General features: G+C 37.9%; 10 protein-coding genes and 8 pseudogenes. 4 read left to right on the forward strand and 14 right to left on the reverse strand.

All coding sequences use genetic code 11. The annotated features are described in order from the left end of the window. Both HSISS2_RS10790 and HSISS2_RS03870 read left to right on the forward strand, forming a co-directional pair. A pseudogene (locus HSISS2_RS10790) lies at positions 1 to 127 on the forward strand (amino acid ABC transporter permease); the annotation flags it as partial. An 11-nt stretch (positions 128 to 138) separates the two neighbouring features. After that, positions 139 to 789 (forward strand): amino acid ABC transporter permease, encoded by a 651-nt coding sequence (locus tag HSISS2_RS03870; RefSeq protein WP_002889495.1) that lies wholly within the window; start codon positions 139 to 141, stop codon positions 787 to 789. A 78-nt stretch (positions 790 to 867) separates the two neighbouring features. On the opposite strand, the gene HSISS2_RS03875 is transcribed toward HSISS2_RS03870, so the two are convergent. From HSISS2_RS03875 to metK, 9 genes and pseudogenes are all read right to left on the reverse strand, one after another. Further along, positions 868 to 1,749, reverse strand: a complete 882-nt coding sequence (locus HSISS2_RS03875) for a DNA/RNA non-specific endonuclease (protein WP_021145493.1) — start codon at positions 1,747 to 1,749, stop codon at positions 868 to 870. A gap of 63 nt (positions 1,750 to 1,812) precedes the next feature. Then, entirely contained in the window at positions 1,813 to 2,001 is a 189-nt protein-coding gene (locus tag HSISS2_RS03880) for a DNA-directed RNA polymerase subunit beta (protein WP_008534486.1), read from the reverse strand. Between the two features lies 1 nt (position 2,002). Next, positions 2,003 to 3,273: pseudogene (murA, locus tag HSISS2_RS03885) on the reverse strand (UDP-N-acetylglucosamine 1-carboxyvinyltransferase). A gap of 67 nt (positions 3,274 to 3,340) precedes the next feature. After that, positions 3,341 to 3,576: pseudogene (locus HSISS2_RS10795) on the reverse strand (DUF1146 family protein). A gap of 269 nt (positions 3,577 to 3,845) precedes the next feature. Next, positions 3,846 to 4,947 (reverse strand): annotated as a pseudogene (locus HSISS2_RS03890) (glycosyl hydrolase family 8). Between the two features lie 8 nt (positions 4,948 to 4,955). Then, complete coding sequence (locus HSISS2_RS03895; protein WP_021145496.1) at positions 4,956 to 6,266, reverse strand: glycosyltransferase; 1,311 nt, start codon at positions 6,264 to 6,266, stop codon at positions 4,956 to 4,958. A 142-nt stretch (positions 6,267 to 6,408) separates the two neighbouring features. Continuing rightward, a complete protein-coding gene (locus HSISS2_RS03900) occupies positions 6,409 to 7,143 on the reverse strand; it encodes a hypothetical protein (protein ID WP_021145497.1) in 735 nt (244 codons plus the stop codon). A gap of 40 nt (positions 7,144 to 7,183) precedes the next feature. Continuing rightward, positions 7,184 to 8,335 (reverse strand): non-hydrolyzing UDP-N-acetylglucosamine 2-epimerase, encoded by a 1,152-nt coding sequence (gene wecB / locus HSISS2_RS03905; protein WP_021145498.1) that lies wholly within the window; start codon positions 8,333 to 8,335, stop codon positions 7,184 to 7,186. Positions 8,336 to 9,194: 859 nt separating this feature from the next. Continuing rightward, complete coding sequence (metK, locus tag HSISS2_RS03910; protein ID WP_021145499.1) at positions 9,195 to 10,388, reverse strand: methionine adenosyltransferase; 1,194 nt, start codon at positions 10,386 to 10,388, stop codon at positions 9,195 to 9,197. Between the two features lie 278 nt (positions 10,389 to 10,666). On the opposite strand from metK, the pseudogene birA reads away from it, so the two are divergent. After that, a pseudogene (gene birA, locus HSISS2_RS03915) lies at positions 10,667 to 11,604 on the forward strand (bifunctional biotin--[acetyl-CoA-carboxylase] ligase/biotin operon repressor BirA). Here birA and HSISS2_RS10800 read toward each other — a convergent pair. The 4 genes and pseudogenes from HSISS2_RS10800 to miaA all read right to left on the reverse strand — a co-directional run bounded on the left by HSISS2_RS10800 (position 11,591) and on the right by miaA (position 15,144). Beyond that, entirely contained in the window at positions 11,591 to 11,776 is a 186-nt protein-coding gene (locus HSISS2_RS10800) for a DUF3272 family protein (RefSeq protein WP_134981416.1), read from the reverse strand. The pseudogene birA and the gene HSISS2_RS10800 overlap by 14 nt on opposite strands. 266 nt (positions 11,777 to 12,042) lie before the next feature. Next, positions 12,043 to 13,700: pseudogene (gene dnaX / locus HSISS2_RS03920) on the reverse strand (DNA polymerase III subunit gamma/tau). After that, positions 13,700 to 14,200 carry a GAF domain-containing protein gene (locus tag HSISS2_RS03925; protein ID WP_021145504.1) on the reverse strand — a complete coding sequence of 167 codons (501 nt, stop codon included), beginning with the start codon at positions 14,198 to 14,200 and terminating at the stop codon, positions 13,700 to 13,702. Before HSISS2_RS03925 ends, dnaX begins: the two are co-directional and overlap by 1 nt. A 50-nt stretch (positions 14,201 to 14,250) precedes the next feature. Then, entirely contained in the window at positions 14,251 to 15,144 is an 894-nt protein-coding gene (gene miaA, locus HSISS2_RS03930) for a tRNA (adenosine(37)-N6)-dimethylallyltransferase MiaA (RefSeq protein WP_021145505.1), read from the reverse strand. A 75-nt stretch (positions 15,145 to 15,219) separates the two neighbouring features. Between miaA and HSISS2_RS10805 the strand changes: the two are divergent. Continuing rightward, positions 15,220 to 15,395: pseudogene (locus HSISS2_RS10805) on the forward strand (DUF3042 family protein). A gap of 126 nt (positions 15,396 to 15,521) precedes the next feature. Here the strand turns inward: HSISS2_RS10805 and HSISS2_RS03935 are convergent. Further along, positions 15,522 to 15,970: pseudogene (locus HSISS2_RS03935) on the reverse strand (transposase); the annotation flags it as partial.

The following is a 15,970-nucleotide window of genomic DNA, read 5'->3' on the forward strand; positions in this document are numbered from 1 at the left end:
TTGGGCTTATGATACAACCAATTATGTGCCGGCCTTTGCTGGAGCTGCTCTTCTCTACTTTATCATGTGTTTCCCTCTTGCAACTTGGGCACGTCGTAAAGAAGAAGAGAATAAGAAAGCATACTAAGGAGGTCCACTATGTCAGAAGTTTTATCAGCTACTAACCTTAAATTCTTGGCACAAGGGTTGTGGACGACACTTTACTTGTCTTTCTTCATCATTGTGCTATCTACCTTTTTCGGAACCATTCTTGCGGTCATGCGTAACGGCAAAAATCCTATTCTTCGTTGGATAGCTTCTATCTATATTGAGTTTGTGCGTAATGTACCTAACTTGCTTTGGATTTTCATTATTTTCTTGGTCTTCCAACTTAAGTCTACAGCAGCAGGAATTACCTCTTTCACAGTCTTCACGTCTGCTGCCTTGGCAGAAATTATTCGTGGAGGACTCAACTCTATTGACCATGGACAAACGGAAGCTGGATTGTCACAAGGATTTACCAATAAGCAAATCTTTGTTTACATTATCTTCCCACAGGCTATCCGTAAGATGTTGCCATCAATTATTTCTCAGTTTGTAACAGTCATCAAGGATACTTCTTTCCTTTACTCTGTTATTGCCTTACAAGAATTGTTTGGTAAGAGTCAAATTTTGATGGGGGGTTACTACGAACCAAGCCAAATTTTTACCTTGTACGGTATCGTAGCTTTAGCTTATTTCGTGGTTAACTTTGCCATCTCTAGCTACTCTCGCTACCTCTCTAAACAATGGGAGCAAGCTAGTGAATAAGAAACTCGCCTTCGGGTGGGTTTTTGTTTGTTTAGATTTTAAAACTAACGACCCCAATTGGAGTCGTTAGTTCTTTCTCTAATTCACTGTTACTTTACCTGAATAATAATCTAGGGTAATCCCCTCTTGTACATTAGGAACAAAGACATTGAACTCAAGGGATCCGTCAGTTGACTTGGCTTCAAGATGCGTTCCTGATGGTATAAGGTTATCTCCATCATAAATTAAAGTGACACGGTAACGGACACGTTTGTTTTTATCCTGAGCTTTCCGTACAAGACTTTCATAATAGTTCTGTCCTGTAGAATTATCACTATTGGCTTCGTTAGCCCAAGCTGTTTGAACAGCAATATTCTCAGGATTTGAAGTGGAGGCATCAAATCCCTTCAAACCTCCAACTAGTGCATAACCTAACAAATGCCCCCTGTCTACGGCATGACTATACTCTCCTGATAGATTTTGTACCTGGTGCCATCCAGCTGGTGTCCATGATGTTGATCCATTACCTGTTTCTTGACGGTTCTTATACTGTCTTGTCGCTTTACTTAACAAGGCATTGGCTACTGTAGGAACTGTTTGGCCTTGAACCGTTTTGACTTGGTTATTAGCATAGGGTTGGCTAGATACCTTAGCATTTAGATTCGTCTTGTTCCCATTAATAATATAGGCCCCTGCCCCATTCCATTCTATGGAGTTTCCAAGTTGACTCTTGACAGAGCTAGTCATCACTGTCTCAGCAAGCTGCTCTTGTGGTGTAGACTGACCACTTGTTGAACCGTTAGATTTTACGGAGTTATTGGATTTTCCCGAGACTAGACTGGCTACCTGCTTGATTGGATTATTAGGCGAAAGCTTATTGCTCGTCCCAATATAACCTAGAACTACTACCAAGACTGCTATCAGTAATGAGAAAATCTGACGTTTCTGTTTATTCGTTAAAGATGTCTTTCTTTTTGCCATCGTGTTCTTCCTATATCTATGAATCTGCATAAGTAAAGGAGTAGGACGACAGCCCACTCCCTTTTATTTTCCTGTAAATTTAGCAACGATTGCTTGCCAGGTTTCTGGTTTTAAGATGTTTATTGGATCCTTACCCTCGCCTAAGACGGCATAACCAACCATTAAACCAAGGGCCAGAAAAGCAAGACTAACCAAACAAACGATTAAAACAAGCAATAATTGACGAAAAACATAGCCTTTACCAGTTTCCATACTAGCCCTCACTTACACGTGAAATATTGGCTCCTAGTTTAGCTAGTTTCTCATGGAACTGATAGTAACCACGATCCAAGTGTGTCAATTTACCAACTGTCGTTGTCCCTTCAGCAACCATCCCCGTCAAATAAGGGCCGCAGATGCTCGAAGGTCAGTAGACATAACTTGAGCACCTTGAAGTGGCAAACCACCGTGAATCATTGCAGTATCTCGAAGAATTTCTGAATGAAGTCCCATACGACGCATTTCTTCCAGATGTTGGAAACGATTTTCAAAGACAGTTTCAATCATCGTTGATTCACCCTTAACCACTGCCATAAGCGCTGTGAACTGGGCCTGCATATCCGTTGGAAAACCTGGATGAGGAAGAGTTTTAACGGTTACTGGTTTCAATTTCGAAACATCAGATGTAACACGAATGCCTCCTTCTTCTTCCTTAACGCCGACACCCATTTCCAGTAATTTAGAAATCAAAGGACGGTTGTGCTCCCAGATGGCATCTTTGATGAGAATATCTCCTGACGTCATCGCTGCTGCTACCATAAAAGTACCTGCTTCAATACGGTCCTGAACAACCGCATGCTGGGTACCATGAAGAGATTTTACTCCTTTAATCACGAGTGTTTCAGTTCCAGCACCTTTGACATCTGCCCCCATTTCATTTAGAAGTAAAGCCAAATCAACAATTTCTGGTTCACGCGCAGCATTTTCAATAGTTGTGACTCCATCAGCCAAAGTCGCTGCCATCATAAGGTTCTGAGTGGCACCGACAGATGGAAAGTCCATATAAATAGTTGCACCTTTGAGTTTGTCAGCAGTTGCTGTAATGTCGCCACCAACCTGGGTAATCTTAGCTCCCATAGCTTCCAAACCTTTGAGGTGGAGGTCAATCGGACGACTACCGATGGTACAACCACCAGGCATGGAAACCTTAGCATGACCATTACGAGCAAGAATAGGTCCAAGTACTACGATGGAAGCACGCATTTTACTAACATATTCGTATGGTGCTTGATCTAGAATCTCACCACTAGCATCAACTACTACAGTATTATTTTCTTCGTCAAAGTCTACAGCAATATCCAAGCCACGAACCACATTATTCATGGTGTAAACATCTGACAAGATTGGAACATTAGTCAAGGTTGTCTGACCTTCAGAGGCTAAAATAGTCGCAGCCAATAATGGCAGAACAGCGTTTTTAGCACCTTCAATGACAACCTCACCACTTAATCGAGTGTTGCCACCCTGTACAATAATTTTATCCATAAGGATTCCTTTCAAGGGTCAATTTCATCTTTTTGTATTATATCAAAAGTCTTTTGAAATCACTAATTTAAGATATTGAGCTTGCTAACGATTGACATAGCGTTAAAACATATATAAAGAATGAACTTACTAGAAAACCAATGGCAATACTAATAAAAAGCAAGAATAATCTCAATTTCCCAGTGTTAACAATAACATTCTTGGTTATTTTTCCCAATCAAAAAGCGTATTCACCATCTGATAAGTTAAACCAATAAAAACCAAGTGGCTCGCTAGAGGAACCATATCATTTAAAATAGTCATCAAACTATTATATCATAGAAGACTTACATAAAACATAAGAAGAATCATTAAAAATACGACTTTTTACATTTGATTTCTTTATTAGTTTTCACCATTAAGAGCCATTGTTAACCAACTTAAGAACCTTTCAAAATGAGATTTTCCGTGCTCATTCGAGATTAAAATTTAATTTATTTTCAATCATTAGTCGTAAGAAAAAATCTTCCCTAACGCTACTGTTTCCAAATAACAGGTTTAGGGAAGATTTTGAGTCATTAGTTAACTATTACTTAGAAGAATTCCATGGCTACTAAAGTAATAATCGCAGAATCATAATAATTCTTAACAGGAAGATCCTGCATAAAGACAATCTTATTCTGCTGAACTAATTTCAAGTACTTTTGATCCTTCTCAGCCGCAAAAGCAATTGGTGCTTTAAAACTTGCAGCTTGGTGGTCGTCTAAAAACTTACCAGACAAATTATAATTTGAAAAGACATTTTTCTGAGTCATAAAGAAATCCAACATCTTATTAAGGACTTTCTGACTCTTTTCATCGTTACTCTGAGTAAGATTGTATGGAAGACGACAAGCATTATAAGAATACGTTGAATCAAACTGATTTGAGATGGTGTAAGGCTTAACCACACGAGCCCCTGATTCATCCACCCAGATAAAGTCTGGAATTAATCCAGTCTTCGTTTTAGAACTGATCGTTTCAAGACTACTTAACATCTTGTTATTAATATCCAACCATTTTTTATCTTTTGTAACTTCATAAAAAGCTTGGAACTGCTTAGGTACAGTATCTGAAGTTCTCATAAGATTATAATATTTGGAATCTTTGTTCGCCCAGTTCCCAACAGTCAAAATTCCAGTATTTTCATTATAGTTATACTTGAGAATATCCTGCAAGAGGGCCTTGGCCTGTGTTTGATACTCATCTTTATGGCTTGGCCATTGTTTTGAAGCTTCAATCAAGGCATAGGCAATATAAAGGTCCCCGTCAGTTGCATTGTGATCATCAACATTTTTAGCACTTTTTTGAACAATTTGTTCCCAAGACATCAATTGATTGCCTTCAATACGATGTGACAAATAATACTTGTAGAGTCTTTCAAAATCTTTTTGATTAGCTAAACCTTTCTTAGCTGCTCGCACGGTGATTAGCATTCCGTAACTTTGTGACTCGGAAAGAACAACATCTTTGTCTTTATCATTAGTAGTTTTGACATATGCTTCGTTGCCTTTTTTGACCACGAAGTGTTTTTCCCATTTTTGATAAATTCTATCTTGAATATCAGTTTTCGTTTTCATTCTTATGGTAAACATTGAAAAACAATAAGCCAAGGATAACTACAAACCATAAATATTTAAAATATTTTGTTTTCATACATACTCCTATTCTGCAAAACGCTTAGTTTTAACCCATGTTGTTCCTTCACGATGAAGAATTTTATCCATGATAATAGACCACAACGAATCTAAAGAAACAATAATGAATAACTGTGCGTAACTAAAATAAGAGAGAATCGCTAACCAAATTTGTTTGCTGGTTGCTTGTCCAAATTGTGAAGCTAGGGCAACGTTGATTTGCAATAAATATAATCCAATCATCAAGAGCCAGTTAAACAACATTAATTGAGCAATGTAAATATTATTTGCATCAAAGGCAAACTGAATCTGAACGGTTGGGAAAAAGATATGTAAAACAATGGCTAAGACATTAGCAAAGAAGATTAAATCAGATAAGACAATTGCACCATTAAACCAGAAGAAAATACAAGAGTAATTCGCTACTTCTAGTTTTACACGCCAATTTCCTTTACCGAACAAATGTTTAAAATTCGAGATAACAACTTCGTAATTACCTTTTGCCCAACGCTTACGTTGCATATAATAACTTTTAAGCGTTTCAGGTTCTTGTTGGAAGGCTTCAGAATTATATGCCAGAGCAATTAATTTACCACTTTGCATAATCTTGAAGGAAATATCGGTATCTTCGGTCAAGGCACCATTTCGCCAACCACCAATACTTTTAACGAATTCAGTTTGAATAATGAAGTTCGTTCCTGGAATACGACCAATTTTAAATAAATGCCACATTCCAACGTGGTGAACACGTTGCGTGACAACAATCTCTTGATTGATACAACGTGTTAAGAAATTTTGTTTTGCATTTCTTGTTTTATTTCGGCCAAAGGACGCCACTCTTCGTTCTGGATCCTTCATCACTTCTTTAACTAAGAAGTAAAGTGCATTAGTTTCAGGCATGGCATCCGCATCATAAATACAAATATATTCTCCATCAGCCATTTTAAGGGCATCGTTCAGAACACCTGCTTTACCACCAGTACCCTTACGATTAATAATGGTAATATTACGTCCAGCGTACTCTGGCATGGCTTGAACAGCTAAACACTCTTGGTAAGTATTATCTGAACAGTTATCCGCAAACAAAAGTAGCTCAACCTTGTCATGAGGATAATTCATATTCAAGATAGCTTGAGCCGTTTGAGAGATAACAACATCTTCATTATGGGCTGGAACTACAATCGTAACCTTAGGATAATAAGGAAGTTCTTCCTTATCAACCTTAAAATCACTATGTTTCAACCAAAAATGAACAGCTGATACCAGAATAACAACACCCCAAACTAAGGAAATCCAGATGGATATTAGGGTGAAAATCATTAAAAACTGACTAACCATGTTTCACCGCCTTGAAATTATGAGAAACACGTTCATATATTACTGTATAAACAGTAAACAAAACAATGAAAGCAATCGCAAAAATAAGGCTAATACATAAAGCAAATACAAAAAACAAGTTTGTGATAGTCATAACTTCCCCCTAATACTCAACAATAATATCCGTTTCTAACTGACGGTTTAAATTACTCATTAATTCACTATAGTTATCAAATTTTTTGGAATTCTTTTTATCAATGACAAGAAAACCTGATTGAAATTGAATACCTTGATAACTACTTCCCCTAGTGAATGTCATTTCTTTTAGATCTTCTTCAAGACTAGTTTTATAAATCTTTTCTAGATTTCTCGATTTATTTTTTGAAAGGATTAAGTAACTCCCTTCAGAAACATAAAAGACTTGCTCAAAGCGATCCAGCTTATCTGAAATCTGATGATAGATACTAGTAAGCAAATGGTTATATTCACGAGGACTCAATTCAAAGAATTGTTCTTCATGAGACCAATGTATCAAAAGTGCTTGAACAGGTTTTTTATCCCCTAATAAATCACGATAAGCATTACTAGCCTTGACTTCTTCAATCTGAACAGATGAAATAAATTTATAGAAGTAATACTTAATCTTTGAAAGTATCCCCATTAACAAAGGAAAACTGAATATAAGAACTAATGTATCATTTAGTGGAAGATAGACAACACCACTAACCAATACAAAGATACTTAAAGCAAAACTTAAAATGATTAGCCAAGTAATCAGAAGCTCTGTTAAGAAACATACTGCAGCAATACCTAAAATCAGAAAGAAAGCTTCAAACATGAATAAATTAGGATTGACTTGATTACAGTAGAGAAATAGTAATGCTTCAAAGAAAATCAAACATAAAATCCAATACCAGATTTTTTATCTCTTTTCACACTCAATTTCCTCCTTCGTGAAACTCTGATACAGAATCTTCCAAATTAAAGTACACTTTAATCGCTTGAACAATTCTCTCAGATGCTTTACCATCACCATAAGGATTAGGAGCTTCAGACATTTCTTTATAAAGAGCTTCATCAGTTAAAAGTGAAGTCATTGCTTCTTTCACCTTGTCTGGATCAGTTCCGACAAGTTTCAATGTTCCTGCTTTAACACCTTCTGGACGCTCTGTTGTATCTCGTAATACTAAAACAGGTTTTCCAAGTGATGGAGCTTCTTCTTGAACACCACCAGAATCTGACATAATAAAGTAACTTCTAGAAGCTAAATTATGAAAATCAAAGACATCTAAAGGTGCGATAAGATGAATTCTATCATGGTCACCTAAAATTTCCTTTGCTGCAGCTTGTACAGAAGGGCTCAAATGAACAGGGTAAACCACTTCAATTTCAGAATGCTCATCTACCATATGACGAAGAGTTTTAAATACTCGACGCATTGGCTCACCTTGATTCTCTCTTCGGTGCATTGTTACTAAGATAATTTTTTTATTCTCATCGATTTTATCGAGAACTTCATGATAATAATTATCTTTAACTGTAAGTTTTAAGGCATCAATCGCTGTGTTACCAGTGACATAAATTGCCTCTTTTTTATGATTTTCCGACAATAAGTTTGCTTTACTTTCTTGAGTAGGTGCAAAATACAAATCAGAAAGGCTGTCAGTCATCTGACGATTCATTTCCTCTGGATATGGTGAATATTTATCATAAGTTCTAAGCCCAGCCTCAACGTGACCGATACTTACTTTATTGTAAAATGCAACCAAGCCAGCAGCAGATGTTGTTGTTGTATCACCATGAACCAAAACCAAATCAGGTTGTTCCTTCTTAACAACTGGATCAAAATTAGCCAAAATTTTAGAAGTAATTTCCTGAAGTGATTGGTTTTTCCCCATGATATCCAAATCATAATCAGGAACTATCTCAAAAGTCTCCAAAACTTGGTCAAGCATTTGACGGTGTTGAGCTGTGACTACTGTAATAGTATTAATGGTTTCTTGATGTTTTTTCAACTCAAGAATTAACGGCGCCATCTTAATTGCCTCTGGTCTTGTCCCAAAGACAACCATAATATTTAATTTTCCCATAAGATCCCCCCTATGACCTATACGAAATCAATATAATATTGACAAATAACACTCTACATTATCACTTTATTATCCCCAATAATAAGGAAAATGAGATATTCTTCCTTCAAAAGCATTAAAGGGAATGCCCTGACTTATTGGTCATATTTCGAAATGATGTAAAGTAGATAAAGAAAAAGGTCTCAATAAAAAGACTATCATTACGTATAAAATTCAAGAAGTTAAGACAAAAGTCAACTCATATCACCCAAGGATATCAATGGTTTTGAGCTATTTAGTCTTCTCCCTCGAATTTAAAAATACACTATTTAATAAATAAAAAAACTGCAGGAGAAAAAACGCTTTGCTAATAAAAGTGTTTTTGAATCCAGCAGTATTGCTAATTTACATATATTTCATAAAAACTTCTCCCCATTTTAAAGAGCGTCCCCTTTACTTACGCTCTATCCCTATCTTACAAATCAAAATATCGGTATGATAACCCAATACCATATCAACTAGTACCAAGTACCAACATGTAATCGTTAAATACTCTCCCCAAAAGAGTCAATAGATTACAAACAAGTTGGCTTTAAGTTACTACTACCAATATTCCCCATTCATATAGACGCTATAATTATAACATGTTATTTTTATTTCTCAACCTTTTTTCAATTTTTTATAATTTTAATGTATGTGACAACCATTATAATGAAGTCGTTTGAATTAAACGTTCCTACTTAACAAATACTAATCAAATGATATTTATCTATATTTTAATAAATAATAATTAAACAGGCTTTTGTATTTAAATGGCTTTGCACATAAAAAAAATCAGAATTCCTATTAAAATTCTGATTTTTATTTCTAATTCTATTTCTTAATGATTGACGGCTTCTTTCAACGCTTCAACCTTGTCCAATTTTTCCCACGGAAGATCAATATCTGTACGTCCCATGTGACCATAAGCCGCTGTTTGACGGTAGATTGGACGCTTAAGGTCAAGCATTTGAATGATACCAGCAGGTCGCAAGTCAAAGAGATCACGGGCAGCAGCTTCGAGTTTGCTTTCAGCAACTGTCGCCGTTCCAAAGGTATCAACACGGACAGAAACTGGGTTAGCCACACCAATAGCATAAGCCAATTGTACTTCTGCTTTCTTAGCAAGACCAGCAGCTACGATGTTTTTAGCAATATAGCGAGCGGCATATGAAGCTGAGCGGTCAACCTTAGTAGCATCCTTACCAGAAAAGGCACCACCACCGTGTCTTGAGTAACCACCATAAGTATCAACAATAATCTTACGACCAGTCAAACCAGAATCCCCTTGAGGACCACCGATTACAAAACGACCTGTTGGGTTGATAAAGAATTTGGTCTCATCATCCAAGTATTCTGCTGGAATAACTGTCTTAATGACTTTTTCAATAACATCTTGACGAATTTGATCGTTAGTTGCTTCAGGATCATGTTGTGTTGAAATAACGACTGTATCGACACGCACTGGTTGGTCATTTTCATCATACTCAACAGTAACCTGAGACTTAGCATCTGGACGAAGGTAAGAAATTTCACCAGATTTACGCAAATCCGCCAATTTTTTAACCAATTTATGTGAAAGGCTAATTGGAAGTGGCATCAACTCTGGAGTTTCATCAATAGCGAAACCAAACATCAAACCTTGGTCTCCTGCTCCAATAAGATCAAGTGGATCTTGGTCACCAGCTCCACGCACTTCAAGTGCTTCATTGACACCTTGAGCAATATCAGGAGATTGTTCAATCAATGATGGGTGAACCCCAACAGATTCTGCTGCAAAGCCGTATTCTGCATTGTTATAACCAATTTCTGCGATAGTATCACGAACCACTCGGTTAATGTCCACATAGGCAGTTGTAGAAACTTCACCAAAAACATGGACTGAGCCAGTGTAGACAGCTGTTTCCGCTGCGACGTGTGCATCTGGATCTTCTGCTAAAATCGCATCAAGAATGGCATCTGAAATTTGGTCTGCAATTTTATCTGGATGCCCTTCAGATACTGATTCAGACGTGAAAAGTTTACGTTCTGACATATAAAATGTCCCCCTTTTAATATGAATAAATAATATCAGACAAAGCAAATCACATCGCCTTCTGATAGAAAAAACGCTGACTCTACAATGAGTCTTACGCCGTTAAAAAGTTACAAAGAACCAACAGCCAAGCTAGGATGACTGCTGCCTTATCGGGACTTAATAACTAAATTCCATTATAACACGTTTTTCTTGTCTAGTCATATAGTTATTAATTATCAAGCCTTATCATTATCTTATAGCAAGCATTTTAGGGTATTTTAGAGTATACTTAAGATATGAAAACTTATGAACGTGTTTATGAAATCTTAGCAAAGAGTCCTGATTTTGTTACTGGAGAAAACCTCGCTAAGGAACTTGGTATCTCACGAACAGCCATTTGGAAGGCTATTCAGACCCTTCAGAATCAAGGAATCGTCATTACAAGTGTCCGAAAAAAAGGCTACCGCCTAGAAAAAGGTGATATCCTTCTTCCACAAGACATTTCAGACCAGCTCAACTTTCCTGTCTACTTAAATCCAGATTCCACTTCTACCCAACTTGATGCTAAACATGGTATGGAAAGACAAGACCCTGTTCCTGCCCTTTATCTCGCTCCTAACCAAGGATCAGCCAAGGGACGCTTTGAACGTCACTTTTATACAACCCCTCACGGTGGTATCTATATGAGTATTCATCTTAAACCAAACTGTCATTATACTGAGTTACCACCTTATACCATGATGGTAGCGGCTGCCATTGTCAAAGCCATTCAGCGACTTACAGGCGTAGATACAGACATCAAATGGGTCAACGATATCTTTCTGAACAACAAAAAATGGCCGGTGTTCTTACCGAAGCCATTAGCTCTATCGAATCTGGTCGCATCACAGATGTCATCATAGGGGTTGGGCTTAACTTCTCAATCAGTGATTTTCCTGAAGAGTTAGCTACGAAAGCAACCAGTCTTTTTAATTCTGAAAAACCAAGCATCACTCGGAACCAGCTCATTTCGGAAATTTGGAAGCTCTTTTTAACCATTCCAACTGCGGACTTGGTCAAAGTCTATAAAGAAAAGTCCCTCGTTTTAGATAAACAAGTGACTTTTGAACAGGCTGGAAAATCTTATACTGGTATTGCCAAAGAAATTGGCGACAAGGGGCAACTTCTGGTCCTTACTGACGACGGTCAGAGAAAATGGCTGACCGCAGGCGAAGTTAGCCTTACTTCTTGGTAGACTTATTAGCTGCACGTGCAATACGTGAAACAATATAAGTGGTCCAAAGACGACGTAAGAGTAGATAACCAAAAAAGGATGTAAAAAAATAATTTCCATGCTGTAAACTGTAATTAAAACAAACCGTTTCAAAGATAGTTTCAAGCGTTATAAACAATATTTGTTGTATCATACGTCCATTATATCAGATAAGCAGAGCCTAGTACAAGTAAACTAGGCTCTTTTCATTTTTACAACTGCTGGAGAGTAAGATATATTGGTTGACGCTTCAAATGTATGAGCAAAATTTTAGCTTTCTCATTTCTGGGCTAGGACCTAAAAAGGGAAACTAGACTTTCATCGCTTTTACATTTCTAGGCTCGGACCTAAAAAGGTCCACTGGTCCTTCATCGCTTTCTCATTTCTTGGCTCGGACCTAAAAAGGTCCACTGGACCTTTTTAGTCCTCTATTTCTACCACATCAGAGAGGAACTCAAGTTCTTTTGGGATGTACTCTTCACGATCTTCTTTTTCCAATTCTTCTTTGGATTTTAGGCTTCGTGCGAATTCTGTGCGAAGTTTTTCAAATTCTGCTTTCGGGACAGCCATGATATTAGGTGAAAAACCAGCCGCTGAACTCATGATATTTCCAAAAATAGCGTTAAGATCACTACGTTTCATCACCTGCTCAGCATTAAAGGCCGCATTAAAAGCCAGAATCGCATTTTCTTGGTTGGCAAGAACAGGTTCTGAACCATTCAAAAGCGCTCTATATTGTGGACTGATTGAATCCAAAATTTCAGACCAAGTTGCCTTAAGGGCATCCAAACATTGTCGTGACTTTCGTGGATTTTCCATAGTCTCACGCATGATAGTCAGTATTTTCTCAGAGTCAACCTTATACTGGTAGGTCGGTTTTGCCTTTCGAGTTGGCGCTGCTAGTCCTTGTCCCTGACTTTGACCTTCCTTGAGAGCCTTACGAAGTTCCTCTACTTCATGACGAAGACGGTCTAACTCTTCTTGTAAATTTTCTGGGATTTCTTGTGTGACTTGTGCATGTGTCTCAGACAGTTTAATCGTCAGCATCTCCGCATAAATTTTGGGATGGGTTCCTGTCTTAATTTGAGGTAAGGCGGTTGTCACGGTATCAATCATTTGAAAAAGGTGGTCTTGTCCTAAGGATAAATTTTCTTCAAAAAGAGGACTATGGTGACTATTTTCACCACCTGCTTGGACAATAAGGAGATCACGGAAATACTCCAAGAGATCAGTCGCAAAACGACTCATGGATTTACCATTATCAAAGAGTGTTTCAAGATTTGATAGGGCTTGTGAGGTTTCCTGATTACGAACATTAGCAACAAAACTATCCAAGGCAGTCAGACCGATAGAACCTGTGATTTCTTCAGCAACAGCTTGACTGACATTATTGTCTGAAGAAAGGCTCAATGCCTGATCTAAAATCGAAAGGGCATCACGCATACCACCCTCTGCACGACGGGCAATGATGGTCAAAGCCTCGTCATCAAAGGTCATCCCCTCTTTCTTAAGAATTGAGGCCAAGTGTTCCTTTATAGCAGCTTGCTTAATGGCCTTAAACTCAAAACGTTGGACACGAGACAAGATTGTAGCTGGAATCTTGTGTAACTCAGTGGTCGCAAGAATGAAAACCACATTTTCAGTGGGTTCTTCCAAGGTCTTCAAAAGCGCATTAAAGGCACCTGTCGACAGCATGTGCACCTCGTCAATGATATAGACCTTGTAAGTGGCACGACTTGGGGCATAGGTTGATTTATCACGTATTTCACGAATCTCGTCCACACCGTTATTGGAAGCCGCATCAATCTCAATGACATCTTCCAGACTGCCGTTAGTAATGTCACGACAAATATCACAATGGTTACATGGCTCACCATTGACCTGATTAGGGCAATTCATTGCTTTAGCAAAAATTTTTGCTGCACTGGTCTTACCAGTACCACGTGGACCAGAAAAGAGATAGGCATGGCTGATTTTCCTGACTCTACCGCCTGTTTTAGCGTGGTTGAAATCACCTTTTGACCAACCATCTCGCCAAAAGTTTGACTACGGTATTTACGATATAAGGCTTGATACATTAGTTAACCTCAAACATTGCAAAAGTAAGATTTGTTTTTTCAAGTAGGACTTTGACAAACTGTTCAAGATAGTCTTGATCAACGTCATCGTAGTCTCCTACTTGGTGAGAATCCAAATCAAGGACACCAACTAATTTACCATCCTTAACCATGGGAACAACAATCTCACTTCGAGCAGCAGAATCACAAGCAATGTAATTAGCATGTTTGGTGACGTCTTCTACAATTAAAGTCCTATTTTCAGCTGCTGACTGACCGCAAACACCTTTTCCCAGAGCAATGTGTACACAAGACACTTTACCTTGAAATGGTCCAAGGATTAACTCATTTTTGACATTATCCATCAGATAAAAGCCTGTAAATACTGAGTTGGGCAAAGTGGTATTCAAGAGAGCCGAAGCATTGGCGAAGTTGGCCAGAGCGTTATCTTCATTAGCAAAAAGTGCTTCTGCCTGGGCAATCATTATTTCATAAGCTGATTTTTTTTCTTCTTTAGTCATAGTTATTATTATAGCAAAGATAGGTATTTAAAACTAGGAACCACCTACTCCTATCCTTCCCTTTCATTTAAAAATAAAGCAAGATCTTGAATCACATTTTCAGGATAATCTGGACTAGAAATCTGATAAAACTTAACCGTCATACGATTTCTGAACCAGGTTAATTGGCGTTTAGCAAATCGACGGGTATTTTGCTTGAGCTTTTCTAAGGCCTCATCTAAAGTTTGTTTCCCAGAAAAATAAGGGAATAACTCCTTGTAGCCAATTCCACGCGCCGACTGGGCCTCAGGATAATTATCATAAAGCCACTTAGCCTCTTCTAAAAGCCCAAGTTCAACCATCTTGTCAACACGAGTATTAATACGTTCATAAATTAGAGAGCGCTCATCGTCTAATCCGATAATAAAAGGATCAAAAGTCGTCTCTGTATTTTCAGGATTATCAGAAAAGCGATGCAACTCAAGAGCCCTAATGGCACGACGACGATTAATCTCCTTGATTTCTATACCTAAACTATCGATCTGCTCAAAAAGTTCCAAATCAGAAAGTTGCTCTAACTCAGAGCGATAGGCTAACACCTGCACTTGATCCACTTGACCACCCAGATGATAACCTTCAAGAAGACTTTGCAAATAGAGGCCTGTACCACCAACAATAATAGGAAGTTTGCCACGTTTGACAATATCAGTAATGGCAATTTGCGCCTCAGTCACAAAATCATAGGCTGAATAAGATTCATCAACATCACGGACATCAATCAGATGGTGAACTGCCGCTGCCTGTTCTTGAGGAGTAGCCTTTGCAGTCCCTATATTTAATTGGCGGTAAACCTGTTGGCTATCCCCTGAAATAATTTCGCCATTAAAACGCTGGGCCAACTCTATTCCAAGTGCCGTTTTCCCCACAGCGGTAGGGCCAGCCACTACAATAAGTTTGGTTTTCATAATGTTTTCACTTGCTATTCTAGATATTTTTTTAGATAATATAAGCATATTATAACATATACGGAGGATAGTCTCATGGCTAAAAAACATTCATTTGCTAAAGGTCTTGCTACTGGCGTTCTCGGAACTGCTGCTACTGTTGCAGGTGCCGTTTTCGCAGTTAAAAAACAATTATCGAACCAGAAGAAAAGAAATTGGCTTTCATCGAAGAAAACCGTAAAAAAGCAGCTCGCCGTCGCGTAAGCCGCTAATAATTAGGACCAGGGAAACCTGGTTTTTTTGATTACTTTTTTAACACTTCTTCCATAACTAGGAGCGAAGACAAACTATTTTTTATGGCTCTTTGTCAACTGTAGTGGGTGACGAAAAGCTAACATCTAGAGAGAACCTGATAGGTTTTCTCTTTTTGTATGTTCAGAGTGATGAAAACACACTTCCTAAAGTTAATAAAGTTTCTAAAACCGAAGCCCAGACGTTTGATGTCTTTGATAAGCTTATTGGTGCCCTCCAATTTTGCATTTGAGTAATGTGTTTCTAGTGCATTTTTGATGTATTGTTTATGTTTACGAAAAGTCCTAAAGACTGTTTTGAAGTAATGATTGACCTTGCTTATATTCTCCTCTATGAGTTCAAAAAACTCATCCCCTCTCTTCTCCTGAAAGTGAAAAAGCAAAAGCTGATAGAGGTTATAATAATTGGTGAGTTCTTCTGAGAAATTCAGTGTCTTCTCAACGACTTCATGTGGGCATAATGTTTGATGGAAGGTCTTTGAGTAAAAAGGATTGAGAGATAACTTACGGCTGTCCTTTTGGAAGAGTCTCCAGTG

This window comes from Streptococcus sp. HSISS2, assembly GCF_000448665.1.
Taxonomy (GTDB): Bacteria; Bacillota; Bacilli; order Lactobacillales; family Streptococcaceae; genus Streptococcus; species Streptococcus raffinosi.